The sequence below is a fragment of the Microbacterium neimengense genome (assembly GCF_054782995.1).
In genome coordinates, this window is record NZ_BAAGRK010000015.1 from 998,060 (window position 1) to 1,024,160 (window position 26,101).

Genomic DNA, 26,101 nt, shown 5'->3' on the forward strand with positions numbered 1-26,101 from the left:
TCCTCCTGACGAGCGGCGCGCTCAGTCGATGATCCGGGCGCCGGGCACCGGCCCGTGCACGTGGTGGGCGACGTGCCCGCTCGCGCTGAGCACGATCTGGAGCTCGATCGCCGCTTCGGCGTCGGCTGCGAGGAAGGCGAGCGTGGGCCCCGACCCTGAGACGAGGCCCACCAGGGCACCCTCGCGCTCCCCCGCCTCGAGGACGTCGCCGAGCCTCGGGCGCAGCGTCAGGGCCGCGACCTGCAGATCATTGCGAGCGGATGAGGCGAGCATGGCGGCATCCCCCGCTCGCAGCGCGTGGAGCACGTCGTTGTCGACGAGCGGCCGACGTGAGGCGGGCGAGATGTCGAGCGCATGGCGGGCCCGATGCTCATCGAGCGCGCGGTACACCTCGGGCGTGGACAGGCCGTCCTGGCTCGTGACGATCACCCAGTCGAAGCGTCCTCGGGCCAGGGCAGGACTCAGTTCGTCACCGCGCCCGACGCCCACCGCCGTGCCGCCCATGAGCGCGAAGGGCACGTCGGCTCCCAGCCGCGCGGCAAGGGCGTGGAGCTGCGCCATCCCGAGCCGGGTGTCCCACAGGGCGTCGCAGGCGAGAAGAGTCGCCGCCGCATCCGCGGACCCGCCTCCCATGCCGCCCGCCACGGGGACGCCCTTGTGGATCTCGAGGTGCACCCCGCCCCGATAACCGGTCTCCGCAGCCAGCAGCCGCGCGGCGCGGACCGCGAGGTTGCGGTCATCGAGCGGCACGCCAGCCACATCCACGGAACCGGTCACCTCCACGCTGACCGTGTCGGCCGGCGTCGCCCAGACATCCTCGAACGCCGATACGGCCTGGTACGCGCTCGCGACGTCGTGATAGCCGTCGTCCTGCACCTGACCGACCTCGAGGAAGACGTTGATCTTCCCCGGGGCGCGCACATGGACGCGCGACGACGCTCGCGAAATGCTCACAGCTTCGAGGACACCGCCCACAGGTCGACGTCGATGCCCTCCGCGAGCGCGTCGATGCGCTCGAGCTCCTCCGTGTCGAACGCGGGGCCGGCCAGAGCCGCCAGGTTTTCGTCGATCTGCTCGACGCTCGACGCGCCGATGAGCGCGGACGCGACCGTCGGCTCGCGCAGCACCCACTGGATCGCCATCTGAGCGAGTGTCTGACCCCGCTCCTTCGCCACGACGTTGAGTCCGCGCAGCGCCGCGATCGTGGCGTGCGAGAGCGGCTTGTCGGGGAGCGAACTGCGGGTCTGCGAGCGATGACCGCGGCCGTCGCCGAGATACTTGCCGGTCAGCAGGCCCTGCGCGAGCGGCGTGAAGGCGATCGCCGACATCTCCTCCTGGCGCAGCACTGCGGTCAGACCGTCCTCTACCCAGCGGTTGAGGATCGAGTACGCGGGCTGGTGGATCACGAGCGGCGTCCCGAGGCTGCGCGCCACCGCCGAGGCGACGGCGGTGCGCTCGGCGCTGTACGACGAGATGCCGACGTAGAGCGCCTTGCCTTGGCGCACGAGGGTGTCGAGGGCACCGATGGTCTCCTCGATGGGGGTCACCGGGTCCACTCGGTGCGAGTAGAAGATGTCGACGTAGTCGAGGTTCATCCGCTTCAGGGACTGCTCGGCGCCGGCGAGGATGTGCTTGCGCGAGGCGTAGTCGCCGTAGGGGCCGGGCCACATGTCCCAACCCGCCTTGGACGAGATGATCAGCTCGTCGCGGTAGCGGCCGAAGTCCTCGCGCATCATGCGCCCGAAGTTCGTCTCCGCGGCACCGTAGGGCGGGCCGTAGTTGTCGGCGAGGTCGAAGTGCGTGATGCCCCTGTCGAAGGAGTGGCGGAGGATCTCGCGCTGCTTGTCGAAGGCGACGTTGTCGCCGAAATTCCACCACAGCCCGAGCGAGATCGGCGGCAGGTACAGACCCGATCGGCCGACCTGGCGGTAATCCATCGCACCGTAGCGCTCGGCGGCGGCGGTGTAGGGGCGGTGGATCTCGGGGACGTTCGGACGGAAACGCGGCGCAGTCACCCCTGCAGCCTATCCACGGCGACCTCCGAGCGCGGACTCTTGCGAAACTCGCCCGAAACGCGCGCGGTCTAGGCTGACGAGATGGTCTCTCTGTCTGCTCTTCCCGCCGGCCCCCACCCCTGGGCGGCGCTTCTGACGCGTGAGGACATCGTGCTCGAAGCGGGCATGCTTCATCTCCGTCACGACGATCTCTCCCCGCTCGACGCGCACCTCGCGGATCTCGCGATGGTCGCGGACGCGCTGACGGATGCCGGCATCGAACCGCTGCTGATCCGCCACGGGCTGCGCGACGAGGCGATCGTCGTGGACGTGGCCGATCAGGACCGCGCCTGGCAGGCCGTGACGCGGCTGTGCGTCGGCGAACCGGTCTACGTCAAACCCAAGGGCCTGAGCGCGGTGCCAGCGCCCGATCACATCCCGCGCCACGGCGCACCGAGCGCCCTGCGCGTCTTCCGCCCGCGGCTGGCCGGATCGCTGCGTTACGGCGCAGCACACGGCGTTCGCCTGGAGTTCTGGCGCTTCGGCGCAGAGACGGTCGAAGCACCGCATGCCAACGCCCTGACCCGGCGCATCATCGCCGCGGCCGACATCGAGCGCGTCAGCATCCAGCGATACGGGCGCACCTGGCAGAGCCTGCGGGGCATGTTCGACCCGCATCCGAACGAGATGATCGACGACATCGACATGGTCTTCTCGTGGGTCGACGGCTCGTCGAGCGAGTTCCAGCGTCAGCGCGCGGCGCAGATGGCCGGTTATGTGGTGGGCGAAGGAGACGACGGACCGGCCCGCTACCGACACGTCGACGAACTGCGCTACGCACTGCGCAGCGTCTACATGTACGCGCCGTGGGTACGTCGCATCTTCATCGCCACCGACTCGCCGACGCCGGCCTGGCTCGCCGACCACCCGCGGGTGACGGTCGTGCGCAGCGAGGAGTTCTTCGCCGACACGTCGGTGCTGCCGATCCACAACTCACACGCCGTCGAGGCGCAGCTGCACCGCATCGAGGGGCTCGCCGAGCACTTCCTCTACTCGAACGACGACATGTTCTTCGGGCGACCCGTCGCGCCGGAGCTGTTCTTCTCCCCCGCCGGCATCTCGCAGTTCGTGGAGTGCGACGTGCGCATCGGCACGGGGCCGAACGCCCCGCACCGCAGCGGCCACGACAACGCGCTCCGGGTGAACCGCGAGCTCCTGCGCGAGCGCTTCGGACGCACCATCACGCACGACCTCGAGCACTGCGCCACGCCGCTTCGCCGCAGCGTGATGGCCGAGCTGGAGCAGACGTTCGCCGAAGACTTCGCGCGTACCGCCGCATCCCGGTTCCGCTCGGCCACCGACATCTCGGTGACGAACAGCCTGTACCACTACTACGCCGCCTTCACCGGGCGCGCGGTGGCCACGACCTCGCCGCGCACCCGTTACTACCAGACGACCATGGCGGAGTCGCTGCGACGCATGAGCCGGCTGGCCGAGCGCCGCGACGTGGACATGTTCTGCCTGAACGACGGCGGCTCGGCCGAGGTTCCCGAAGAGGTGCGCGTGCGCGTGGTCACCGAGCTCCTCGAGCGCATATTCCCGGTGCGCGCACCGTGGGAGCTCCCCGCGGTCAGCGCAGGATCCGGATGGGAGCGGTCGGAGGCGTCCGCCCTGCGCTGACGTCCTGCGCGATGCCGGCCGAGTGAAGGCGGCGCTGCGCCTCGGCCGGGTCGATGTACTCGAGCGGATGCGGCGCGTCGACCGTGACGACCGAGTGCACGACGGTCTCGGCGAACACGTGCACCAGGTTGTACGCCTGCGAGCCGTCCTGCGGACGCGTGCCCCCCACGGGGACCGTGAGGTCCTGGGCGTAGCAGGTGGAGGACGCGACCGAGACAGGGATACCGGCGAACATCGCGAAGGTCGAGTAATGCAGGTGGCCGGCGATGATCGCCCGCACGTCGCTGCCGCGCAGCACGTCGGCGAGCGCGCGCTGGTCGCGCAGCTCGACGCTCGCCGCGAGCGGCAGCACACTCGGCACGGGCGGGTGGTGCATGGCGAGGATCGTACCGAGCGGGGCGGGCTGGGCCAGCTGCTCGCGGAGCCAGTCGAGCTGCGCCGGACGCAGCTCGCCGTGGTGGGCGCCGGGAACGGTCGTGTCGAGCGTGATGAGCCGGAGTCCGTCGATCTCGTCGACGCGATCGAAGGGCGTCGTGGCGGGGGCCGCGTCCAGCAGGCGCGCCCGGAACGCGCCGCGCTCGTCGTGGTTGCCCATCACCCAGAAGACCGGCGCGTCCAGCTGCCGGGCGAACGGCTCGACGAGGCCGCGCAGGGCCGTGTAGGCATCCGCCTCGCCCAGATCGACGAGGTCGCCCGTGAACACGATGCCGTCGGGACGGATGCCGCTCGCCTCGATGCGTCCGAGCGCCCGCTCGAGCAGACGGAGTCCGTCGACGCGGTCGAACAGCTTCGGCCCCGGCGCTCGCAGATGGGTGTCGCTCAGGTGCAGCAGTACGCGTTCCGCCGCCGGATACTCCCCAGCACGCATCGGTTCGTCCCTTTCACGGGCCGCTCGGGCGCGGCCGTCGTTCCCGCGAATGTTACCGGCATGTTTCGTACCGGCGGCTGAACACACGGTGAATCCCTCAGTTGCAGCCGGTGACGATCCGGGGCGGGACGCTCAGTCGGAGATGACGTCGAGCTCCACGAGGAGGCGGCGCACGCGAGCCTCGATGTCGTCACGCACCTCGCGGACCAGGTCCGGGCCTTGCCCGGCGGGATCGCGCAGCTCCCAGTCCTCGTAACGCTTGCCGGGGAAGATTGGGCAGGCGTCGCCGCATCCCATCGTGATCACGGCATCCGCCTGGCGCACATCGTCGGTCGCCAGCAGCTGCGGCACGTTCCGCGTGATGTCAATGCCCCGCTCGGCCATGACCTCGACGGCGACGGGGTTGATCGCGGATGCGGGCTCGGAGCCGCCCGAGCGCACCTCGACGCCGTCGCCGCCCAGCGCACGGGCGAAGCCGGCGGCCATCTGAGAGCGTCCCGCGTTGTGGACGCACACGAAGAGGACGACGGGAACGTTCATGCGGACACCCGCGCGATCCGCTGGAAATCGTCGATCGTCAGCTGCTCGCCCCGGAGGGTCGGGTTCACACCGGCCTCCTCGAGAACGGCGCTCGCGGATGCGGCCGAGCCGCCGAACAGCCCCGACAACGCTTGGCGCAGCATCTTGCGACGCTGTTGGAACGCGGCGTCGACGATGCGGAACGTCGCGACGCGCTCGGTCTCGTCGCCGCGCGCCTCGGCGTCGCGCCGGAACCCGACGAGCACGCTGTCGACGTTGGGCACGGGCCAGAACACCTGGCGCGATACGGTGCCCGCGAGCCGCCAGGAGCCGTACCAGGCGGCTTTGACGCTCGGAGCGCCGTAGACCTTGGACCCGGGAGGAGCGGCGAGGCGCTCTCCGACCTCGGCCTGCACCATGACGACGCCGCGCTGGAGGTGATCGAAGTGCTCGAGGAAGTGCAGGAGCACCGGGACCGAGACGTTGTAGGGCAGGTTGGCCACGAGCACCGTGGGCTCCCCGGGCAGGTCCCGGATGGTGAGCGCATCCGCATCCACCACGCGCAGCATCCCGTCGCGCACCCCGTGGGCGCGTGCGGTGGCCGGCAGTCGCTCGGCGAGCCGGTGATCGATCTCGACCGCCACCACGCTCGCGCCCGTCTCGAGGATCGCAAGGGTCAGAGAGCCGAGCCCGGGCCCGACCTCCACGACGTGTTCACCGGCCGCGACGCCGGCGACCTGCACGATCTTTCGCACCGTGTTGGCATCGACGACGAAGTTCTGCCCCAGTTTCTTCGTCGGAGTGACATCGAGCTCGGCGGCCAGCGCGCGGATCTCTGCCGCGCCGAGCAAGTGCACGGTCATGTGTATAACCCTAGACAACCGTCGAGCCAAGTCCGACCCTGAGAGAACGCTGGCAGGGTTAGGGTGACGAAATGACCACCGAAGCACTCCCCACGGGGACGTTCTCGATGCGCAGTCCGTTCGGACGCCGGGCGATCGGACTCTCCGTCGCCGCGGCCGTGGGCGGGTTCCTCTTCGGGTTCGACTCCTCCGTCATCAACGGCGCCGTGAAATCCATCGAGGCGGACTACACGAAGGAGCCGATCCTCACCGGCTTCGTCGTGGCGGTCGCGCTGCTCGGCTGCGCCGTCGGTGCCATCCTCGCCGGCGCCCTCTCCGACCGGTTCGGGCGCCTGCGCGTGATGCTGCTGGGCTCGGTGCTGTTCCTGGTCAGCTCGGTCGGCTCCGCGCTGACCTTCAGCGTCCCCGACCTGATCGTCTGGCGCATCCTGGGCGGCCTCGGCATCGGCATCGCCTCGGTGGTCGCACCGGCCTACATCGCCGAAGTCGCCCCGCGGCAGATCCGCGGGTCGCTGGCGTCGCTGCAGCAACTGGCCATCACGCTCGGCATCTTCGCCGCGCTGCTGAGCAACGCGGTGCTCGCCGGCGCGGCGGGCGGCGCCGACGACACGCTGTGGTGGGGGCTGGAGGCCTGGCGCTGGATGTTCCTCATCGGCGTGATCCCCGCCGCCGTCTACGGCATCCTCTCGTTCACGATGCCCGAGTCCCCCCGCTACCTGCTCGCGCGGGGACGCACCGAGGAGGCGAAGGAGATCTTCGCCCGTCTCGTGCCCGCCGCCGACCTCGACAAGACCGTCAACGAGCTGACGACGGCCATCGAGACGGATCGCAAGAACGCGAAGGCCAGCCTCGCCGGCCCCGCGCTCGGGCTGAATCCCATCGTCTGGATCGGCATCATCCTGTCGGTGTTCCAGCAGTTCGTCGGCATCAACGTGATCTTCTACTACTCGACGACGCTCTGGCAGGCGGTCGGTTTCGACGAGAGCAACGCGCTGCTGGTGAGCGTCATCACGAGCGTCACCAACGTGCTCGTGACCCTCATCGCGATCTTCCTCGTCGACCGGGTGGGACGTAAGCCCATCCTGCTCACGGGCTCGGTCCTGATGGCCCTCTCGTTGGGCGCCATGGCGTTGTCGTTCTCGTTCGCCACGGGCGAGGGCACGGACATCTCCCTGCCGGGCCCCTGGGGGCCGGTCGCCCTCGTCGCGGCGAACCTGTTCGTGGTCGGCTTCGGCGCCTCGTGGGGCCCGCTCGTCTGGGTTCTGCTCGGCGAGATCTTCCCCAGCCGCATCCGAGGAAAGGCGCTCGGTGTGGCCGCCGGGGCGCAGTGGCTCGCGAACTTCCTCGTGTCGTGGACGTTCCCCGAGCTCTCGTCGTGGTCGCTTCCGCTCACGTACCTCATGTACGCGATCTTCGCGGCCCTGTCGTTCGTCTTCGTGCTCTGGAAGATCCCCGAGACCAAGGGCATGGAGCTCGAGCAGACCGAGACGCTGTTCGTCAAGAAACCCCGTCAGAAGAAGTGAGAGGAGCCGACATGACCAACAACTCCAAGTCGCACGAGGAGATCCGCGAAGAGCGGGAGAAGGCCCAGAAGGAGAAGGACCGCCTCGAGGCGCAGGAGGAGAAGCGCCTCGACGACGAGGACCGCTGAGCGGCGGGCGCGTCGCTCCCGTCGGAGAAACGCACGAAGGTCGGAGGATCGCCGTCAGATCCTCCGACCTTCCGCGTTTTCTCCGACGGGCGGAACGGATGCGGGGCGCTCTCAGTCGAACGAGCCGTAGACGGCGAGCGTGTTGGCGGCCAGCTGCGCGGCCAGCTCGTCCGGGTCCATGTCCAGCTCCGCGGCCATGAAGCGCACTGTCACCGGTACGAGGTAGGGCGCGTTGGGACGCCCTCGGTACGGAGTGGGGGTGAGAAAGGGCGCGTCGGTCTCGACGAGGATGTGATCCAGCGGCGTCACGGCGAGCGCATCGCGCAGATTCTGGGCGTTCTTGAACGTGATGTTGCCCGCGAAGGACAGGTGGTAGCCGCGCTCCGCCGCGATCCGCGCCATGTCGGCGTCGCCCGAGAAGCAGTGGAACACCGTGCGCTCGGGCGCGCCCACGCGCTCGAGCGTCTCGAGCACCGCCTCGTGCGCGTCACGGTCGTGGATCTGCATCGCGATGTCGTGCTTCTTCGCGAGCGCGATGTGCGCCTCGAAGCTCTCGTGCTGCGCTCCCAGCCCCTCGGACTCGGTCCGGAAGAAGTCCAGACCCGTCTCCCCGATCGCACGCACGCGCGGCTGGGCTGCGAGCTCGTCGATCACGGCGATGGCCTCTCCGAGCCGCCCCGCCGCCGCGTAGGCGGGCGCCTCGTTCGGGTGGATCGCGACAGCGGCCAGCACGCGGGGATGCGAGGCCGCCGCCCACGCCGACCAGCGGCTCGACTCGATGTCGCCGCCCGCCTGCACCACTCCGACGATGCCGACGGATGCGGCGCGCTCGAGCTGTTCGTCCAGCGACATCGCCTCGTCGCCGTCCTGGATCTCCAGGTGGCAGTGATTGTCGTAAAGCGCGACGCCCAACGGCTCCGGCGAGGGCGGATAGCTGACGTCGCGGCTGCCCTTCTCGCGCTGGCGCACGTACTGGCTGGGATCACTCATCGGGTCACTGCTCGACGCGCGGGAACAGCGGCGAGAGGCCGTTGACGCTCGTGCCGGGTCGCAGCGCGCCCCAGACACCGGCTTCGCGCAGCGCCTGGTCCTGCAGACGCCCGAGCGACTCGGCCGCCCCGAGGGCGATCCACAGCTTCTCGGTCGCGACGGGCATCACCGGCGAGAGCAGCACGGCGAGCGCGCGCAGTCCCTCGGCCGCCGTGTAGAGCACGGTGCCGAGGCGCCCCGCCTGCTCCGGATCCTTGGCGAGCGCCCACGGCTCGTTCTCGGTGATGTAGCCGTTGAGTGCGTCCACGATCGTCCAGATGGACGCGATCGCCTCGTCGATGCGGAATCGCTCCATCGCCGCGTCGGCGGATGCGGCCGCATCCGCCACGATCTGCTGGATCGCCAGATCCGCGTCGGTGTAGGTCGCCGGCGGCGGGACGATCGCCTCGAAGTACCGCTCGATCATCGCGACCGTGCGCGAGGCGAGGTTGCCGAAGCCGTTCGCGAGCTCAGCCTGATAGCGCGCCGACAGGTCCTCCCAGGAGAACGAGCCGTCCTGGCCGAAGGCGATCGCCGAGAGGAAGTAGAAGCGGTAGGCGTCCGAGCCGAACACATCGGTGATCTCGGTCGGCGCGATGCCGGTGAGCTTCGACTTCGACATCTTCTCGCCGCCCACGAGCAGCCACCCGTGGGCGAAGACGCCACGCGGCACCTCGAGGCCCGCGGCCATCAGCATCGCCGGCCAGATGACGGCGTGGAAGCGCAGGATGTCCTTGCCCACCACGTGGTACGCGGGCCAGCGGCGTTCGAAGTCCTCCTCGTCGACGCCGTAGCCGATCGCGGTCGCGTAGTTGAGGAGCGCGTCGACCCACACGTAGATCACGTGCTGCGGGTCCCACGGCACCTGGATGCCCCAGTCGAACGCCGAACGCGAGATCGAGAGGTCCTTGAGGCCCGAACGCACGAAGGAGACGACCTCGTTGCGCGCCGACTCGGGACGGATAAAATCGGGGTTCTCCTTGTAGAGCTTCAGCAGGGGCTCGGCGAACTCGCTCAGCTTGAAGAAGTAGTTCTTCTCCTGCAGCAGCTCGAGCGGCTTCGAGTGGATCGCGCAGACCTTGAGGCCCTCGAACGCTCCCGTGCCGTCCAGGATCTCGGACTCCGGCTTGAACTCCTCGCAGCCCACGCAGTACAGCGCCTCGTACTCGCCGGCGTAGATGTACCCGCGGTCGTAGATGGCCTGCACGAAGCGCTTGACGCCCTCTTCGTGGCGCTCCTGGGTCGTGCGGATGAAGTCGTCGTTGGCGACGTCGAGGCTCTCCAACAGCGGGAACCAGGCCTCGCTGACGAGCTTGTCCACCCATTCCTGCGGCGTGACGCCGTTGGCTGCGGCCGCGCGGAGCATCTTCTGACCGTGCTCGTCGGTGCCCGTCAGCATCCAGGTGTCATCCCCCGACTGGCGGTGCCAGCGCGCGAGCGTGTCCACGGCGACCGTCGTGTACCCGTGGCCGATGTGCGGGACATCGCTCGGGTAGTAGATCGGCGTCGTGATGTAGAAGGAACGGCCGTTGCTCACCCGTAGATTCTAGGCGGCGCCTGAGGGACCCGCCGCCCTGTGACGGGTCCCTCAGGCGCTGTCTCGCACGACCAGCTCGGTCGGCAGGGTGATGCTGCGCCGCGGCGCACCCTCGATCACCTCGAGCAGGAGCGTCACCATCTCGGCGCTGATGCGGTCCCAGGGCTGGCGCATGGTGGTCAGCGGGGGCTCGTGCGCAGCGGCGAGTCCGGAGTCGTCGAAGCCCGCCACCGCGACGTCCTCGGGGACGCGGAGACCGGCGCGACCGAGGGCCACGACGGCACCGGCGGCCATCATGTCGGACGCGGCGAACACGGCGTCGATGTCGCGGGTGCGCTCGAGCAGTCGCGACATGGCTCGGGTGCCCGATTCGCGGCTGTAGTCGCCGTGCTCGACCAGCTCGGGGTCGAACGCCGCGCCCAGCTCCTCCCGGAATCCGACGAGCCGGTAGCGTCCGCCCGGGGTGTCGTCGGGCCCGGCGATCATGGCGATGCGCCGGTGTCCGCGATCGAGGAGGTGCCGGGTCATCACGCGCGCCGAGCCCTCCTCGTCGACCGCGACCGCGGCGAGGTCGCCCTGGTGGCCGAGCGGAAGTCCGCACGAGACGGTGGGAACACCCGCATCCAGGAGGGAGTCGAGCAACGGGTCGGCCTCGTGCGACGAGATGAGCAGCACGCCGTCCACGTGGCCCGCACTGACGAAGTGCGCCACGTTGGCACGCTCCTCCGCGGTGCCGGCCACGAGCAGCACGAGGGTCATCGACCGCTGGGACAGGGCCTCCGCGGCGCCGCGCAGCAGCAGCGAGAAGTTGGGGTCGGCGAACAGCAGATGCTGCGGTTCGGTCAGCAGGAACGCCAGGGAGCCGGCGCGTCCGGTCGCGAGCGAGCGGGCCGCGTGGTTGGCCGTGTACCCGGTGCGCCGGATCGCCTCCTCGACCGCCGTGCGGGCGTCGGGCGACACCCAGTGGCCACCGTTGATCACGCGGGAGACCGTGCCGCGCGAGACGCCGGCGGCGGCGGCGACGTCCCGGATGGTCGGGCGGCGCCGGGCGATGGTCGTCTCTTCCACGCGAGGACTCTATCGCCTGCTCTCCGCGGCGGTGATGCGGCGTGCCGAGAATACTGGGACCGGTCACAGTTTGATAACGAACGGGTCACGGGCTTGATCGTCCCGATCGTCGCTGCGCAGACTGTGACCGGTCCCAGTCCTCCCTGACTGAGACCGACCACCCTCGACCCGACGGAGCGTCATGACCCAGAGCTCACCCTGGCCGCAGCTGGACGGAATCGCGTACGGCGGCGATTACAACCCGGAGCAATGGCCCGTCGAGATCTGGCACGAGGATGTCGCGCTCATGCGCGAAGCGGGGGTCAACCTCGTCAGCGTCGGCATCTTCTCGTGGGGCCTGATCGAGACCGCCGAGGGCGTCTTCGACTTCTCCTGGATGGACGAGCTCCTCGACCTCCTGCACACGAACGGGATCCGTGTCGACCTCGGCACTCCCACTGCCTCCCCTCCGGCATGGTTCTTCGCGAACCACCCGGACGCCCGCGTCGTGACCCGCGACGGCACCACGATGGGCTTCGGCTCGCGCGGGATGGCGTCGCACTCCGCCCCCGCCTACCGCGAGGCCTCGGTGCGCATCGCGACCGAGCTCGCCCGCAGGTACGCCGCACACCCCGCCGTCGTCATGTGGCACGTCCACAACGAGTACGGCGTGCCCGTCGGCGAGGACTATTCGGATCACGCCGTCGCCGCCTGGCGGCTCTGGCTGCGCGAGCGCTACGGCAGCCTCGATACGCTCAACGCCGCGTGGGGAACCGCCTTCTGGGGGCAGCACTACGGCGATTGGGAGCACGTGGGGGCTCCCGCCGCGGCGCCCTCCGTCGTGAACCCCGCGCAGCGGCTCGACTTCGCCCGCTTCACCGACCACCAGCTGCGCGCCTGCTTCATCGCCGAGCGCGACGCCATCCGTCAGTACGCCGACCAACCGATCACGACGAACTTCATGGCGAACCAGAGCCAGACGACGGACCTGTGGGCGTGGGGCCGCGAGGTCGACATCGTCTCGGACGACCACTACCTCTGGGCGCCCGATCGCGAGGGCGAGATCGGCCTCGCGATCGCGGCGGACCTCAGCCGCTCCGTCGGCGGCGGCAAGCCGTGGATCCTCATGGAGCACTCGACGTCCGCCGTGAACTGGCAGCCGCAGAACGTCGCGAAGCGGCCGGGCGAGCTGGCCCGCAACTCCCTCACGCACCTCGGACGCGGTGCGGACGCGATCCTCTTCTTCCAGTGGCGGGCCTCGCGCTCCGGCGCCGAGAAGTTCCACTCCGCGATGCTGCCGCACGCCGGCACCGACTCCCGCGTGTTCCGCGAGGTCACCGCCCTCGGCTCCGACCTCGCCGCCCTCTCCGAGGTACGCGGATCCCGCGTGAGCGGCGACGTCGCCATCCTCTGGGACTTCGAGTCGTTCTGGGCGCAGGATCTCGAATGGCGCCCGTCGGATCTCCTCGATCACGACGAGCGGGTGCGCGCGTACTACACGCAGCTCTGGCGGGACGGCATCACGGTGGACTTCGCCCTGCCCGGCCAGGATCTCTCCTCGTACTCGCTCGTCCTCGCCCCCGCGCAGTACCTGCTCACGACGAAGGATGCGGCGAACCTCACCGCCTACGTCGCCGCCGGCGGGACGCTCGTCGTCTCCTACTTCTCCGCGGTCGTCGACGAGAACGACGCGGTCCACGAGGGCGGGTACCTCGCACCGCTGGCCGAGGCGCTCGGCGTGCGGGTCGAGGAGTTCCTGCCGCTGCGCGAGGGAGACGTCGCTGCGATCGATCTCGACGGCGAACGGCTGACGATCGATCAGTGGGCCGAAGACCTCCGCGTCGACGGCGCCGAGGTGCGGGCGCGCTACGTCGGCGGACCCGCCGACGACGCCCCCGCCGTCACGCGGAACCCGCACGGCGCGGGCGTCGGCTGGTATGTCAGCACGAGGCCGGATGCGGCGGGCCTCGCCGCGATCCTCACGCAGGTGTACGCCGATGCCGGTCTCACCCCCGCCGGTCTGCCGTCAGGCCTGGAGACCGTGACCCGTCACGGCGACGACGCGGACTACGTCGTACTCGTCAACCATTCCGACGCAGCCCTCACCGCCCCGGTCGCCGGTACGGACCTGCTCACGGGGAACGCCTCGGACCACGAGACGGTCGTCGCCGCCGGCGGCGTCGCCGTCGTTCGCACCCCTCCGACCCGCGGGGGTGGTCGCTGACCGGCGACTCCCCCGAACCTCGGCGTCCGTCAACGGACGGACGCTTCCCCATCCGGTCGTGACGATGCGACGTCGACGAAGGCGCGCATCCTCGACCACCGTTCTGAAAGGAACACGTCACATGCGCAAGATCATCGGAATCGGCGTCGCTGCCGCCGCATCCGCGCTGCTGCTGGCCGGCTGCTCCGGCGGCGGAACCGCCGAGCAGACCGCCGACTCGTCGGCCGAGCTCGTCATCTGGACCGACCAGGAACGCGAGGCCGCCATCACGGCGGCAGCGAAGGCGTTCGAGGAGGAGACGGGCGCGAAGGTCACCCTCGTGCAGAAGAACTTCGAGGACCTCCGCAACGACTTCATCTCGCAGGTGCCTACCGGCGAAGGCCCCGACATCACCGTCGGCTCCCACGACTGGCTCGGCGCGCTCGTCGCGGCGGGCGTCGTCGACACGATCGACCTGGGCGACAAGGCGTCCGAGTTCGAGCCGGTCGCGATCGAGGCGATGACCTACGACGGCCAGCTCTACGCGCTTCCCTACTCGCTCGAGACGGTCGCGCTCGTGCAGAACGTCGACCTCGTCGGCGCCGACGCCCCCGCCACCTGGGACGAGATGATCCAGAAGGGGCTGGCCGCGGGCACCGAGCGTCCCTTCGTCATCAACACGGCCGGCGAGACCGGCGACGGCTACACGATGTACGGGTTCCAGACCTCGTTCGGTGCGCCCGTGTTCGTACAGGACTCGAGCGGCTCGTACACGAACGAGGTCGGCATGGGCGGGGCGTCCGGCGAGGCATTCGCCCAGTGGCTGCACGCCAACGGCTCCGCCGGCACCGGCTACCTGTCGACCACGATCGACTACGACATCAACAACGAACTGTTCGCCTCCGGCAAGGCGCCGTACACGGTGCAGGGCCCCTGGGCGATCAGCTCCTTCCCCGACGTCAACGTCGCCGTGAACCCCATCCCCTCCGCGGGCGGCCAGCCCGCCGCGCCCTTCGTGGGCGTGCAGGGCTTCTACCTGAGCTCGCAGAGCAAGAACGCGCTGCTCGCCCAGGAGTTCCTCGTGAACTACCTCGGCACCGAGGACGCGCAGCGCGCGCTCTACGAGGCCGACCCCCGCATCCCGGCCTGGAGCAGCCTCGCCGAGGAGGTCGCGAGCGACCCGATCATCGCGGGCTTTCTCGCATCGTCGCAGAACGGCGTGCCGATGCCCTCGATCCCCGAGATGGGCTCCGTCTGGGACTTCTGGAACGCGGCAGAGTCGCAGATCATCAGCGGCGCCGACCCGTCCGGCACCTGGAACAAGATGATCACCGACCTTCAGGGCACCCTCGCGGGTTGACCGCGACGGGGCGGGCCCTGTGGCCCGCCCCGCTCGTGGCGTCGAACAGGAGACGACACACATGGCGCAGCCGCAGGTTCTCACCCCGCCCTCGAGACCCCCGAGGGAGTCGCACGCCCGCTCGTGGCGCGGCATCGGGTGGGGGTTCATCGTCAAGCTCATCGTGATGGGCCTGATCAACGCCCTCGGGATCATGGCGATCCTCTCGGCCTTCTCGGCCCAGTCGTGGATCCTGCTCGGCGTCACCGCGGCGCTCGTGATCGCCGCGGACATCGTCTACTTCACCAAGCGTGCGCTGCCGCTGAAGTACCTGATGCCGGGACTCGTGTTCCTGCTCGTCTTCCAGGTGTTCGTCTTCGGCTACACGGCCTACATCGCTTTCACCAACTACGGCACCGGTCACGCAGGGTCCCAGGAGCAGGCCGTGGACGCCGCCCTCATCCAGGGTGAGCGGCGCATCGAGGGATCCGAAACCTATCCGCTGTCGGTCGTCGAACGCTTCGGCGAGTACGGCCTGGCCATCAACGACGACGGCGACGTCCGGGTCGGCAGCGCCGAGTCGCCGCTGGCGGATGCCGGGACCGCCCCCGCGGGCCAGGCGCCCGCATCCGTGGACGGGTGGACGGTGATCCCCCGCACCCAGGTCATCACCGACCAGGAGCTTCAGAGCACGATCGAGGCGCTGCGGGTCCCGTTCTCCGACGACCCCAACGACGGCTCGATCCGCACCCGCGACGGCTCCACCGGGGTGCTCTACACCCCGACGATGGTGTGGGACGCGGATGCGGGCACCATCACCGACACGGTGAACGGCACGGTCTACACCGCGGACGACACGATCGGGAGCTTCATCGCCGACGACGGCACGCGGCTTCCCGCGGGCTGGTACGTCAACGTGGGCTTCGACAACTTCCTGAGGGTGTTCACCGACCCCTCGCTCGCCGGCCCACTGCTGTCGGTGACCGGGTGGACGTTCGCCTTCGCGGCCGGCTCGGTCGTCATCAGCTTCGGCCTCGGGCTCGTCTTCGCGCTCGTCTTCAACGACCCGCGCGTGCGAGCCCGCAAGTACCTGCGCACGCTCATCATCCTCCCCTACGCCTTCCCCGCCTTCATGTCCGCTCTGCTGTTCCGCGGCATGTTCAACGCCGAATTCGGCGTCATCAACGACCTGTTCTTCTTCGGCAGCCAGATCAACTGGCTGGGAGATCCCTGGCTGGCCAAAGCGGCGGTGCTGTGGGTGAACGTGTGGCTCAGCTTCCCGTACTGGTTCCTCGTGTGCACCGGCGCGCTCCAGGCGCTGCCCTCCGACACCTTGGAGGCCGCCTCTATCGACGGCGCCGGCCGGTGGCGCCAGTTCCGCTCGATCGTGCTGCCGCTGCTGCTCGTGTCGACCGCGCCGCTGGCGATCTCCTCCTTCGCGTTCAGCTTCAACAACTTCACCGTCATCTACATGTTCAACGCGGGCGGACCCGCGATACCCGGTGCGCCCTACACGCTCGGATCGACCGACATCCTCATCTCGGCCATCTACCGCGTCTCCGGCGTCGCCGGCGGTGCCGCCGACTACGGCCTGGCCAGCGCCCTCTCGATCATCGTCTTCATCGTCGTGGGGATCATCTCCGCCATCGCCTTCCGCCAGACCCGCAAGCTCGAGGAGTTCCAGTGATGTCCACGGCACGCACCCGCATCCGTCGCCGCCGCTGGTGGCTCGAGGTCGGCTGGAAGTACTTCTTCGCCGCGATCGTCGTCTTCTACGCGGTCTTCCCGCTGGTGTACGTGCTGTCCGCGGCGCTCAACCCGCGCGGAACGCTCTCCGGTTCCAACAACCTGTTCAGCGCCTTCGACCTGTCGAACTTCGCGGCTCTGGGTGCGACCAGCTACTGGACGTGGGTCGGCAACACGCTCCTCGTGGGCGGCGTGTCGGCCGTGGGCGCCGTGATCATGGGCGCGTCGGCCGCCTACGCGTTCTCGCGGTTCCGTTTCCGCGGCCGGCGCGTGAGCCTCACGTCGCTGCTGATCGTGCAGATGTTCCCGCAGGCTCTCGCGTTCGTCGCGATCTTCCTGATGCTCCTCGCCATCGGCGAGATCGTGCCGGCGCTGGGGCTGAACTCGAAGCTCGCCCTCATCTGCGTCTATCTCGGCGGCGCGCTGGGCGCGAACACGTTCCTCATGTACGGCTTCTTCAACACCATCCCGATCGAGATCGACGAGTCGGCGAAGATCGACGGCGCGACGCACGCCCAGATCTTCTGGCGCCTCATCATCCCGCTCGTCACCCCGATCCTGGCGGTCGTCGCGCTCCTCGCGTTCATCACCGCGTTCGGCGACTACATCCTCGCGAAGATCGTGCTCACCAGCGAAGACAACTGGACGCTCGCCGTCGGCATGTACCAGTGGGTCTCCAATCAGCTCGCCTCCAGATGGGGTCTGTTCGCCGCCGGCGCCGTCATCGCCGCCATCCCCGTGCTCGCCCTGTTCCTCTCGCTGCAGCGATTCATCGTGGGCGGGCTGACCCAGGGCTCCGTCAAGGGCTGACCCGCCCGCAAGAAAGGACACTCATGCAGCGCCGCATCCGTCGTTCCCTCCTCCGATCCGCCGCCGCGGCGACCGCGCTCGGCGTCGCCGCGGCGGGCGCGCTCGGCGTCGCCGCGGCGGGCGTGCTCGTCGCGACCCCCGCCGTCGCGGCGGACCAACCGGTCGCGGCGGGCATCACCGTGCCCCGAGTCGACGACCTTTCACCCGACTTCATCAACGGCGTCGACGTGTCCTCCGTCATCGCCCTGGAGGAATCGGGCGTCGTCTTCCGCGACACGGCGGGTCAGCCCGCCGACCTGTTCGATGTGCTCGCCGATGCCGACGTCACCGACGTGCGCGTGCGTGTCTGGAACGACCCCTTCGACGCCGCCGGCAACGGCTACGGCGGCGGCACCGTCGACGTCGCGCGCGCGATCGAGATCGGTGAGCGGGCGACCGATGCGGGACTCCGGGTCCTCGTGGACTTCCACTACTCCGACTTCTGGGCGGACCCCGCGAAGCAGAAGGCCCCGAAGGCATGGGCGGCGTTGAACGTCGCCGACAAGGCAGCGGCGACCCGGGCGTTCACCGCCGACGCACTCACGGCCTTCGAAGCGGCCGAGGTGGACGTGCGGATGGTGCAGATCGGCAACGAGACCACGAGCGGTGTCGCCGGCGTCAGCGGGTGGGACGACATGGCGCAGATCTTCTCCGCCGGCTCCGCCGCCGTGCGAGAGGTCCTCCCCGACGCCCTCGTCGCACTGCACTTCACCAATCCGGAGCGGCCCGGCAGCTATGCGAACATCGCGAAGCAGCTCGACGACCGCGACGTCGACTACGACGTCTTCGCCTCGTCCTACTACCCGTTCTGGCACGGCACCCTGCAGAACCTGACGAGCGTGCTGACGCAGGTCGCCGACACCTACGGCAAGGACGTCATCGTCGCGGAGACCAGCTGGGCGTACACGCTGGAGGACGGCGACGGTCACACCAACGTGATCGACCTTCCCGGCGAGGCGACGAACTACCCGGTGAGCGTGCAGGGACAGGCGCTCGCGGTGCGCGACGTCATCCAGGCCGTCTCGGATGTGGGTGCGGCCGGGCTCGGCGTGTACTACTGGGAGCCCGCCTGGCTGCCGGTCGGCCCGCCGGAGGCGGCGGCGCAGAACGCCACCCTCTGGGAAAGAGACGGCTCCGGCTGGGCGGCAAGCTACGCCGGAGAGTACGACCCGAACGACGCGGGTGTCCACTACGGAGGCTCCGCCTGGGACAACCAGGCCCTGTTCGCCCACGACGGCACACCGCTGGAGTCGCTGAACGTGTTCTCGTACGCCCGTACCGGCGCCGTCGCCCCTCGCGAGGTCACCGCCGTCGCCTCCCCCGCGCTGACGGTGGCCGGCGGTGAAGAGATCACGTTGCCCGCCACGGTCACGGTCTCGTACAACGACCTGAGCACCGAGGAACAGCTCGTCACGTGGACGCCCGGCACCGAGTGGGTGTCGGGGCCGGGGACGTACGTGTTCCGCGGCACGACCTCCGCGGGTCTGTCGACGCGGGCAACGGTCACGGTGACCTCGGCGAACCTGCTCGCGAACCCCGGCTTCGAGGACGACGACACGTCTATGTGGCGAGCGGCGGGCACCGGTCTCACGGTGGGCGCGTGGGACGACCCGCGGACCGGATCACGATCCGCGCACTTCTACTCGGCGGATCGCTTCGCCTTCACGCTCGAGCAGTCCGTGGGCCCGGTGCCTGCCGGCACCTACCGCGCCACCGGGGCCCTTCAGGGCGGCGGCCAGCTCAGCGACACGGTGCGTCTCGTGGTCTCGTCGGGAGCGCAGGAGGAGTCCGCTCCGTTCGTGCTCGGCGGATGGCGCAACTGGTCGACCCCGACGACGGACACCCTCACGGTGACCGAGGGGGCGACGATCACCGTGCGGGTCGCCGGAGACCTCGCGCAGGGGTCCTGGGGAACCATCGACGACCTGCAGCTGGAGCGCGTGCTCGACGCGGCCGCGGATCTCACGCCGCTCACGACGTTGATTGCCCGCGCCGAGGCACTGGACCGGCCCCGGTACACACCCGCATCCCTCGCCGCGGTCGACGAGGCCATGGAGATCGCGCGATTCCTCGGCGGCGCGCAGTCCCCCTCCCAGGAGCGCGTCGATGCGGCGACTGCTCTGCTCTCCGCGGCGCTCGACGCCTTGACGTTGCTCGAGACACCGGGGACGAACCCCACGCCAGGCCCCGCCGACCCAGCGACGGCCGCCCCGCAGAGCGACACGACCTCCGCTCCCGGCGCACTCGCCCACACCGGCCGGGAGGCGCCGGTCGCGCTCTTCGTCGCGGCGACACTCGTGTTCGCGGTCGGCCTCGCGCTGCTCACCCGGCATCGGCGCCCGCGGCGACGGTGAGCCGAGGCGCCGGCTCCCACCCCGCGGTGCGGAGTCGGCGTCCGGCCGGGCGGGCGCGTCAGCCGCGAACGGCGAGCGCCGCCTGGTAGAGCTCGCGCGAAGAGTGACCCGTCGCCTCGGCGACCTCACCGGCCGCATCCTTGAGGCGAACTCCGGTGCGGACGATCTCCAGCACCTGCGTGACGGCGTCGGGGAAGGCGACGCGGGCGCGCTCCGCTCCGCCGACGACGATGACGAGCTCGCCGCGCACGCCGTCGGCGGCCCAGGTCACGAGCTCCGAGAGCGGGCCGCGCACGGTCTGCTCGTAGAGCTTGGTCAGCTCTCGCGAGACGGATGCGGGGCGGTCGGCGCCGAACGCGTCGGCCAGATCCGCGAGGGTGTCGGCGAGGCGGGTGGGCGCTTCGAAGAAGACCAGCGTGCGTTCCTCGGCCGCCAACCGGGCGAACATCGCCCGCCGCTCGCCCTGCTTGCGCGGCACGAAGCCCTCGAAGGCGAAGCGGTCGGTGGGAAGACCCGAGACCGCGAGAGCGGTCAGCACGGCGGACGGCCCGGGCAGCGCGATCACCTCGACGCCCTGTGCCACGGCTTCCGCCACGAGCCCGTACCCCGGGTCGCTGACCGTGGGCATGCCGGCGTCGCTGAGCACGAGCACGTCCTCGGTCGCCGCGCGTCGCGCCAGCTCCGCGGCACGCTGCTTCTCGTTGTGGTCGTGCAGGGCGATCAGTTGCGGGCGGTTGGCGACGCCGAGACCCGCGAGCAGCCGCTGCGTCGTTCGAGTGTCCTCGGCCGCGATCACGGTGGCGGCTTCCAGTGCCTCGACGAGCCGGCGGGTGGCGTCCCCGAGGTTTCCGATCGGAGTCGCCGCAAGGATGATCACGGCCCCAGCATAAGGTGGAGGGCGTGACCTCGACCGCCCCGCCGACTGCGCCCGCGCCGCGCCGCTCGGCGTTCGACGCGTTCTCCGACCGCATCCGCGGCTCCCGCGTCCTCGACCGCCGCGTGCAGGTGTGGACACCCGTCCTGCTGACGCTGGTCGCCGGGATCCTGCGCTTCGCGAACCTCGGGACGCCGTCGTCGTTGGTCTTCGACGAGACGTACTACGTGAAGGATGCGTGGTCGCAGTGGCTGCTGGGCTACACGGCCAATTGGCCCGAGGGTACCGACGCCCTTTTCGCCCAGGGCGACGTCCCCGCCCCGCTGGTGACGGGCAGCTTCTCCGTACATCCGCCGCTGGCCAAATGGCTCATCGGGCTGGGGATGTGGCTCTTCGGCCCCGGCGATTCGGTCGGGTGGCGGGTGGCGGTGGCCACGGCGGGGACCCTCACCGTGCTCGTCGTCTACGTGATCGCCCGCACTCTGACCGGTTCGACGGCCGTCGCCGCGATCGCCGGCGGCCTGATGGCCATCGACGGCCTCGCCATCGTGCTCAGCCGCATCGCGCTCCTGGACGGCATCCTCGCGCTGTTCGTGGCGCTGGGCTTCTGGTTCGTCCTTCTCGATCGCCGCACGCACCTGGAGCGTCTGCAGCGGGCACTCCCGGCGCGCGAGGAGGGTGCGGCCGGCCCGGGGTGGGGGCCGGTGTTCTGGAGCCGGCCGTGGCTCGTCGCCGCGGGAGCGGCCGTCGGTGCCGCGACGGCCGTCAAGTGGTCGGGCCTGTACGTCCTCGCAGCCCTCGGGCTGTACGTCCTCGTCACCGACGCGCTCGCCCGGCGCCGACTCGGCATCGTGCAGTGGCCGCTGGATGCGGTGCGCCAGGGCGCGGCGGCGTTCGTGCTGCTGGTGCCGGTCGCGGCGATCGTGTATCTGGCCTCGTGGACAGGCTGGCTGGCCAGCGCGGGCGGATACGGGCGCGCGGCCGCATCCGAGGGTCTCGGCGGAGCGCTCGCGAGCCTCTGGCGCTACCACGAGGCGATCTACGCGTTCCACGTGGGGCTCACGACGCCTCACGGCTACCAGAGCCCCGCCTGGCAGTGGCCGCTGCTCGTGCGCCCGACGTCGATGTACTGGCACCAGAGCGGCGACACCGTCCAAGCCGTCTCCAGCATCCCGAACCCGCTGATCTGGTGGGCGGGGATCGCCGCAGCGCTCTATCTGCTCTACCGGTTCGTCCGCACCCGCGACGCCCAGGCGGCATTCGTGCTCATGGCCCTCGCCGCGACCTACGTGCCGTGGCTGCTCTACCCCGAGCGCACGATCTTCCAGTTCTACACGGTTGTGATGCTGCCGTTCCTCGTGATCGCCATCGCTCTCGCGGCTCGACGCATCGCGGGCTCGGCGGATGCCGATCGCCGTATCGCTGGCCAGCGGGTGGTCACCGTGTTCCTCGTGGCCTGCATCGTGCTGTCCGCGTTCTGGTACCCGGTGTGGACGGCGATGCCGGTGCCCTACGAGTTCTGGCGGCTGCACAACTGGCTGCCGACCTGGATCTGAGGTCAGGCGCCCTGTTCTTCGGAGTACATCTGCAGGATCTCCTCGGCACCGGACTCCACATCGACGGGGACCGCGATCGGCCGCCCGCCCGTGAAGGCGTCGTACTCCCTCGCGACGATCGCCTCGATCTCCGCGAGGCGAAGCAGCGGATAGCGGGCCTGCAGCCGCGCGACCACACCGGCGTACGAAGTGAGCAGCCAGCCATCGACCATATGGGTCGTGTCGCGCTCACCGACGGCGTCGGATGAAAGGGTCATGGTCCCCATGCTGTCACCGGCGGGCGTATCACGGGCCGTCCGAGCGGGTAGCTAGCCTGACGAGCAAGACTCGCGGCGAGCCATATGGGTCGCTCAGCCGACGGTGGAATGGGCGTCGACCTGGTCGACCGCGGCCTGCAGCCGGCCCAGGCACTCCATGACGATCCGCATATCATCCGCAGACATGTCGATGACGGCATCCATCATCCGCTCGTGCATGTCACCGAGAGTGCGGCGCACTTCCTCGTCGCTATCGACCGTCGGAACGACCCAGATGCTGCGGCGATCGGTCTCGTGCCGCTCGCGCCGCACGTGCCCGGACTTCTCCAGCCGGTCGACCATCGCCGTCATGGAGGCGGTGGAGACCCCGAGGTAGCGGGCCAACTCACCCGGCGAGACGCGCTCGCCGCGCTGCTGCGCGCGCAGCAGGTAGCGCAGCACGAGGAGATCGTTCTCGCCCATCGACATCGCCTCGCGCGTGCGCCGTCTCATGGCGACCTCCGCGGCGCGGTACACCCGGAACGCCTGCAGCAGATCGACCGCTCGGCGCTTGCGCGACTCGTCGTCGTCGGCGTACCAGTAGCCGCTGTGCGGCTCCTCCAGCTCTGGCATGCTCTCGATGATAGGACGACTTCACGCCACCGGCGCGGCAAAGCCGCTCGCGTCGTGGATGGGCAGGCCGCACACGAACTCGCGGCAGTCGTACGCCGTGGCCCGTCCGTCGGCGGCCGTGCGAGCGGTGAACAGCGAAAAGCCCGCCTCGGACCACCCCGCCGCATCCGCCTCACTCACCCGAACGACGACATCGGCCCCTGTCGCGTGGGCGGCACGGGCCAGCGGATGGTCGTCGCTGTCGGCGACCACCACGATCTGGCGACCGGCGCTCTCCAGGAGCGCTGCGACGCGCAGCACGGCGGCGTGCGAGAACGGATCCTCGACGGCGCGTGTCGCGCGCGCCGCCACGATCGTGCCGGCCCGGCGCCGGTACCGCTCCCCCGCCCCCAGACGCCACAGCGTGAGGGAGGCTTCGGCGAGCGATGCCGCCCCCGACGGCCGGTCGGTGTCGGCGTCGTCGACCGCAGGCGCTCCGAGAGCCGCCAGCACCGTGTCGCGTCCGCCGGGCACGACCGCCGCCTCCTCCGTGGGCCAGCACAGGTCGACGAGCCGGCGCGCCTCTACGGCATAGGCGACACGCCCTGTCGCCATCGCGAGCACCGCGAGCCCTTGGGCGACAGCGCCGTAGTCCTCGAGCGTCGCCGGCGCGCCCGAGACGATCTCGTCGAGCGAGGCGCGGCGCAGAGTCCCGTCGTCGGCGAGGTTCGACTCCTCGACGGCCAGGGCGGCGCGCACGGCTGCGCTCACGAACTCCTCGCGGCCCAGGCGGGCCCCCGTCGCGGCGAGCGCCGCGACGGCCAGACCGTTCCAGCCGCTGACGAGCTTGTCGTCGATGCGCGGCGGCTCCAGCGTGCTCCGTTGGTCGAGGGGGCGCAGATAGAACCCTCCTTCGCTGCGCTCGCCGTCGATCCATGACTCGGAGTCCTGCGCGGCGGCGAAGCCGCCGGAGGGCAGCTGAAGGGTGTCGACGAGGAATCCCGCCGCGGCGGATGCGATGTCGGCGCGCCCCGCGGCGAGGGCGACCTGGATGAGGCCGGCGTTGTCCGTCAGCATGCGCTCGTAGTGGGGCACGCTCCAGTCGCGTCGTGTGGCATACCGGAAGAACCCGCCGTCCGCGTCGCGCAGCGGCGAGCGGGCCATACGGTCGAGGGTTCGCGCGGCGAGCTGCGCCGCTGTCTCATCGGGCTCCGTCTGCAGGAAACGCAGCACCGGCCACACCGGGAACTTCGGAGTCGCCGCGTCCGCTCCCGCCGGAGCGAACCCACCGAACTCGGGGTCCTCGCGCGCCGCGATGCGCGCGGCGAGCTGTGCGCGGACCTCGGCGGTGGGCCATGCGGGGTCGAGTGCCTCGTCGCCGCGCTCGCGCGCCGCCGCATCGAGCGCCCGTTGCAGTGCGTCCGAGGTCTCGGCCACCGCCTCCCGGCGTTCGCGCCACGCCTGGTCGACGGCGTCGATGACGTCGACGAATCCGGGAAGCGCGCCCCGCGCCGTCGGCGGCCAGTACGTGCCGGCGAAGAAGGGCTTGCCCTCCGGCGTCGTGAACACGGTCAGCGGCCAGCCGAGATGCGGGGTGAATGCCGCCGCCGCGGCGAGGAACACCGCATCCACCTCGGGATGCTCCTCGCGGTCCACCTTGACCGAGACCACGCTCCGGTTCAGACGCGCCGCGATGTCGGGGTCGGAGAAGGACTCCGCCGCCATGACGTGGCACCAGTGGCACGTGGCGTAGCCGATCGAGACCATGACCGGAACGTCGCGCCGGCGCGCTTCGGCGAACGCGCTCTCACCCCACGCGTGCCACGCCACCGGCTGCTCCGCGTGTTGACGGAGGTAGGGGCTCGCCGCGCGCGACAGTTCGGAGGACATGTGTCAAGCGTAGGTTTCCGAGTCGGATGCGCTACCGACGCTGTGATAGGAAGGTTCGGCAGAGTCCCGCGCGTACGTCGGGTGTGCACGTCGTACGCGGAGAGGGGGACCCCGGTGGCGCAGAGATTGCCCGCGGCACCGCCCGTTCTTCCCGGCTTCACCTACGTCCGCCCTCTCGGCACGGGTGGTTTCGCCGACGTCTTCCTGTTCGAGCAGGACATGCCGCGCCGTCCGGTCGCCGTCAAAGTCCTCCTCGAGGACATCGTCGACGAAGGTCTGCTGCGCATGTTCAACGCAGAAGCCGACGTCATGGCGCGCTTGAGCGCGCATCCGTCGATCCTCACGATCTACCAGGCGAGCATCTCGTCCGACGGGCGCCCCTACCTGGTCATGGAGTACTGTCCCGGATCCCTCGGCTCGCGCTACCGGCGGGAGGAGATCCCGCTGGCAGAGGTGCTCCAGGCCGGCATCCGGATCGGCTCCGCGTTGGAGACGGCGCACCGCTCGGGGCTGCTCCACCGCGACATCAAGCCCTCGAACCTTCTGGTGACGGCCTTCGGCGCTCCCGTCCTCGCCGACTTCGGCATCGCGACCGCCGTGGGCGGACGCGGCGATGACGAAGTGTTCGCCATGTCCGTGCCGTGGAGCGCGCCCGAGATCATCGACGAGCGCATCGCCGGCTCCGTACCCGCCGAGGTGTGGGCGCTGGGCGCCACCGTGTACTCGCTGCTGGCAGGACGCAGCCCCTTCGAGCGCCCCGGCAGCGGCCAGAACGGTCGCGACCAGCTCAAGTCCCGCATCCGCCGCGCCGCCTACACCCCCATCGGCCGGGCCGACGTCCCGGCGAGCCTCGAGGCCGTGCTGTCGCGCTCGATGAACCGCGACCCCGCCGGCCGTCACTCCTCGGCCGCTCAGTTCGCGTATGAACTTCAGCTCATCCAGCACGAGCTCGGCCTGCCGCACACTCCGATGGAGGTGGCCGTGGATGAATGGGCCTCCGCCGGCACCCCCGTGAACTTCGCCGATGATCGCGCTCGCGGCCCGGTGCGCCCGCGCGTGCAGTACGAATCGCGCAGGCCGGAGCGCGCACGCGAGCGCGGTAGCCGTCGTCCCGACGAGGGCACGGTCCTCGCCGGAGCATCGCCGCGCGGTCGCGGACTATCCGGCGGGATGATCGCACTGCTCGTGGGCGGCGCTGCCCTGGTCGCTGCGGCAGCCGTGCTCGTGACCGTCCTCGTTCTCGGAGGAGCCTGA

21 protein-coding genes are annotated in these 26,101 nt (G+C 70.1%); 9 read left to right on the top strand and 12 right to left on the bottom strand.

What is annotated here, in order from left to right; translation table 11 throughout:
- Positions 1-21: 21 nt before the first annotated feature.
- A complete protein-coding gene (locus ACYVJS_RS15475) occupies positions 22-954 on the bottom strand; it encodes a 4-(cytidine 5'-diphospho)-2-C-methyl-D-erythritol kinase (RefSeq protein WP_460740742.1) in 933 nt (310 codons plus the stop codon).
- The gene (locus ACYVJS_RS15480; protein ID WP_460740836.1) at positions 951-1,937 is read right to left on the bottom strand and encodes an aldo/keto reductase; all 987 of its coding nucleotides are present in this window, start codon (positions 1,935-1,937) and stop codon (positions 951-953) included. The genes ACYVJS_RS15475 and ACYVJS_RS15480 overlap by 4 nt, the downstream gene beginning before the upstream one ends.
- Before the next feature lie 159 nt (positions 1,938-2,096).
- Between ACYVJS_RS15480 and ACYVJS_RS15485 the strand changes: the two genes are divergently transcribed.
- On the top strand, positions 2,097-3,674 hold the full coding sequence (locus tag ACYVJS_RS15485) for a stealth conserved region 3 domain-containing protein (protein ID WP_460740743.1): 1,578 nt from the start codon (positions 2,097-2,099) through the stop codon (positions 3,672-3,674).
- On the opposite strand, the gene ACYVJS_RS15490 is transcribed toward ACYVJS_RS15485, so the two are convergent.
- From ACYVJS_RS15490 to rsmA, 3 genes are all read right to left on the bottom strand, one after another.
- Positions 3,625-4,542 (bottom strand): phosphodiesterase, encoded by a 918-nt coding sequence (locus ACYVJS_RS15490; protein ID WP_460740744.1) that lies wholly within the window; start codon positions 4,540-4,542, stop codon positions 3,625-3,627. The genes ACYVJS_RS15485 and ACYVJS_RS15490 overlap by 50 nt on opposite strands.
- A 132-nt stretch (positions 4,543-4,674) precedes the next feature.
- Positions 4,675-5,082: an arsenate reductase ArsC gene (locus ACYVJS_RS15495; RefSeq protein WP_460740745.1), complete on the bottom strand. Its 408-nt coding sequence runs from the start codon at positions 5,080-5,082 to the stop codon at positions 4,675-4,677.
- Positions 5,079-5,924, bottom strand: coding sequence for a 16S rRNA (adenine(1518)-N(6)/adenine(1519)-N(6))-dimethyltransferase RsmA (gene rsmA, locus ACYVJS_RS15500; protein ID WP_460740746.1), 846 nt, complete (start codon positions 5,922-5,924; stop codon positions 5,079-5,081). The genes ACYVJS_RS15495 and rsmA overlap by 4 nt, the downstream gene beginning before the upstream one ends.
- A 71-nt stretch (positions 5,925-5,995) precedes the next feature.
- Here rsmA and ACYVJS_RS15505 point away from each other — a divergent pair, with 71 nt between their 5' ends.
- On the top strand, positions 5,996-7,447 hold the full coding sequence (locus ACYVJS_RS15505) for a sugar porter family MFS transporter (protein ID WP_460740747.1): 1,452 nt from the start codon (positions 5,996-5,998) through the stop codon (positions 7,445-7,447).
- Positions 7,448-7,686: 239 nt separating this feature from the next.
- Here ACYVJS_RS15505 and ACYVJS_RS15510 read toward each other — a convergent pair whose 3' ends face one another.
- The 3 genes from ACYVJS_RS15510 to ACYVJS_RS15520 are packed head-to-tail and all read right to left on the bottom strand — an operon-like array spanning position 7,687 to position 11,209.
- Positions 7,687-8,565 (bottom strand): TatD family hydrolase, encoded by an 879-nt coding sequence (locus ACYVJS_RS15510; RefSeq protein WP_460740748.1) that lies wholly within the window; start codon positions 8,563-8,565, stop codon positions 7,687-7,689.
- 4 nt (positions 8,566-8,569) lie between these two features.
- Positions 8,570-10,141 carry a methionine--tRNA ligase gene (gene metG / locus ACYVJS_RS15515; protein ID WP_460740749.1) on the bottom strand — a complete coding sequence of 524 codons (1,572 nt, stop codon included), beginning with the start codon at positions 10,139-10,141 and terminating at the stop codon, positions 8,570-8,572.
- Positions 10,142-10,192: 51 nt separating this feature from the next.
- On the bottom strand, positions 10,193-11,209 hold the full coding sequence (locus tag ACYVJS_RS15520) for a LacI family DNA-binding transcriptional regulator (RefSeq protein WP_460740750.1): 1,017 nt from the start codon (positions 11,207-11,209) through the stop codon (positions 10,193-10,195).
- A 181-nt stretch (positions 11,210-11,390) separates the two neighbouring features.
- Between ACYVJS_RS15520 and ACYVJS_RS15525 the strand changes: the two genes are divergently transcribed.
- From ACYVJS_RS15525 to ACYVJS_RS15545, 5 genes are all read left to right on the top strand, one after another.
- Positions 11,391-13,412 (top strand): beta-galactosidase, encoded by a 2,022-nt coding sequence (locus ACYVJS_RS15525; protein WP_460740751.1) that lies wholly within the window; start codon positions 11,391-11,393, stop codon positions 13,410-13,412.
- Positions 13,413-13,533: 121 nt separating this feature from the next.
- Positions 13,534-14,751 carry a sugar ABC transporter substrate-binding protein gene (locus ACYVJS_RS15530; RefSeq protein ID WP_460740752.1) on the top strand — a complete coding sequence of 406 codons (1,218 nt, stop codon included), beginning with the start codon at positions 13,534-13,536 and terminating at the stop codon, positions 14,749-14,751.
- Between the two features lie 61 nt (positions 14,752-14,812).
- Complete coding sequence (locus tag ACYVJS_RS15535) at positions 14,813-16,417, top strand: ABC transporter permease subunit (protein WP_460740753.1); 1,605 nt, start codon at positions 14,813-14,815, stop codon at positions 16,415-16,417.
- A complete protein-coding gene (locus tag ACYVJS_RS15540) occupies positions 16,417-17,286 on the top strand; it encodes a sugar ABC transporter permease (RefSeq protein WP_460740755.1) in 870 nt (289 codons plus the stop codon). Before ACYVJS_RS15535 ends, ACYVJS_RS15540 begins: the two co-directional genes overlap by 1 nt.
- Positions 17,287-17,309: 23 nt before the next feature.
- The gene (locus ACYVJS_RS15545; protein WP_460740756.1) at positions 17,310-19,679 is read left to right on the top strand and encodes a glycosyl hydrolase 53 family protein; all 2,370 of its coding nucleotides are present in this window, start codon (positions 17,310-17,312) and stop codon (positions 19,677-19,679) included.
- A 58-nt stretch (positions 19,680-19,737) separates the two neighbouring features.
- On the opposite strand, the gene rsmI is transcribed toward ACYVJS_RS15545, so the two are convergent.
- Positions 19,738-20,556: a 16S rRNA (cytidine(1402)-2'-O)-methyltransferase gene (gene rsmI, locus ACYVJS_RS15550; protein ID WP_460740757.1), complete on the bottom strand. Its 819-nt coding sequence runs from the start codon at positions 20,554-20,556 to the stop codon at positions 19,738-19,740.
- Between the two features lie 23 nt (positions 20,557-20,579).
- Here rsmI and ACYVJS_RS15555 point away from each other — a divergent pair, with 23 nt between their 5' ends.
- Positions 20,580-22,109, top strand: coding sequence for a dolichyl-phosphate-mannose--protein mannosyltransferase (locus ACYVJS_RS15555; protein ID WP_460740758.1), 1,530 nt, complete (start codon positions 20,580-20,582; stop codon positions 22,107-22,109).
- Between the two features lie 2 nt (positions 22,110-22,111).
- Here ACYVJS_RS15555 and ACYVJS_RS15560 read toward each other — a convergent pair whose 3' ends face one another.
- The 3 genes from ACYVJS_RS15560 to ACYVJS_RS15570 all read right to left on the bottom strand — a co-directional run bounded on the left by ACYVJS_RS15560 (position 22,112) and on the right by ACYVJS_RS15570 (position 24,847).
- Positions 22,112-22,366: a three-helix bundle dimerization domain-containing protein gene (locus tag ACYVJS_RS15560; RefSeq protein ID WP_460740759.1), complete on the bottom strand. Its 255-nt coding sequence runs from the start codon at positions 22,364-22,366 to the stop codon at positions 22,112-22,114.
- 93 nt (positions 22,367-22,459) lie between these two features.
- Positions 22,460-22,978: a MarR family winged helix-turn-helix transcriptional regulator gene (locus tag ACYVJS_RS15565; protein WP_274285824.1), complete on the bottom strand. Its 519-nt coding sequence runs from the start codon at positions 22,976-22,978 to the stop codon at positions 22,460-22,462.
- Between the two features lie 21 nt (positions 22,979-22,999).
- Entirely contained in the window at positions 23,000-24,847 is a 1,848-nt protein-coding gene (locus ACYVJS_RS15570) for a thioredoxin domain-containing protein (protein WP_460740760.1), read from the bottom strand.
- Positions 24,848-24,961: 114 nt separating this feature from the next.
- Here ACYVJS_RS15570 and ACYVJS_RS15575 point away from each other — a divergent pair, with 114 nt between their 5' ends.
- Positions 24,962-26,101 (top strand): serine/threonine-protein kinase, encoded by a 1,140-nt coding sequence (locus ACYVJS_RS15575; protein ID WP_460740761.1) that lies wholly within the window; start codon positions 24,962-24,964, stop codon positions 26,099-26,101.

Excerpts from the sequence above, each read along its gene's own strand:
- ACYVJS_RS15485 (WP_460740743.1), top strand. The coding sequence starts at position 2,097 with ATGGTCTCTCTGTCTGCTCTTCCCGCCGGCCCCCACCCCTGGGCGGCG.
- ACYVJS_RS15545 (WP_460740756.1), top strand. The coding sequence starts at position 17,310 with ATGCAGCGCCGCATCCGTCGTTCCCTCCTCCGATCCGCCGCCGCGGCG.
- ACYVJS_RS15530 (WP_460740752.1), top strand. The coding sequence starts at position 13,534 with ATGCGCAAGATCATCGGAATCGGCGTCGCTGCCGCCGCATCCGCGCTG.
- ACYVJS_RS15510 (WP_460740748.1), bottom strand. The coding sequence starts at position 8,565 with ATGAGTGATCCCAGCCAGTACGTGCGCCAGCGCGAGAAGGGCAGCCGC.
- ACYVJS_RS15565 (WP_274285824.1), bottom strand. The coding sequence starts at position 22,978 with ATGCCAGAGCTGGAGGAGCCGCACAGCGGCTACTGGTACGCCGACGAC.
- ACYVJS_RS15495 (WP_460740745.1), bottom strand. The coding sequence starts at position 5,082 with ATGAACGTTCCCGTCGTCCTCTTCGTGTGCGTCCACAACGCGGGACGC.
- ACYVJS_RS15480 (WP_460740836.1), bottom strand. The coding sequence starts at position 1,937 with ATGGATTACCGCCAGGTCGGCCGATCGGGTCTGTACCTGCCGCCGATC.
- ACYVJS_RS15505 (WP_460740747.1), top strand. The coding sequence starts at position 5,996 with ATGACCACCGAAGCACTCCCCACGGGGACGTTCTCGATGCGCAGTCCG.
- ACYVJS_RS15560 (WP_460740759.1), bottom strand. The coding sequence starts at position 22,366 with ATGACCCTTTCATCCGACGCCGTCGGTGAGCGCGACACGACCCATATG.
- ACYVJS_RS15570 (WP_460740760.1), bottom strand. The coding sequence starts at position 24,847 with ATGTCCTCCGAACTGTCGCGCGCGGCGAGCCCCTACCTCCGTCAACAC.
- ACYVJS_RS15525 (WP_460740751.1), top strand. The coding sequence starts at position 11,391 with ATGACCCAGAGCTCACCCTGGCCGCAGCTGGACGGAATCGCGTACGGC.
- ACYVJS_RS15535 (WP_460740753.1), top strand. The coding sequence starts at position 14,813 with ATGGCGCAGCCGCAGGTTCTCACCCCGCCCTCGAGACCCCCGAGGGAG.
- ACYVJS_RS15540 (WP_460740755.1), top strand. The coding sequence starts at position 16,417 with ATGTCCACGGCACGCACCCGCATCCGTCGCCGCCGCTGGTGGCTCGAG.
- rsmA (WP_460740746.1), bottom strand. The coding sequence starts at position 5,924 with ATGACCGTGCACTTGCTCGGCGCGGCAGAGATCCGCGCGCTGGCCGCC.
- ACYVJS_RS15490 (WP_460740744.1), bottom strand. The coding sequence starts at position 4,542 with ATGCGTGCTGGGGAGTATCCGGCGGCGGAACGCGTACTGCTGCACCTG.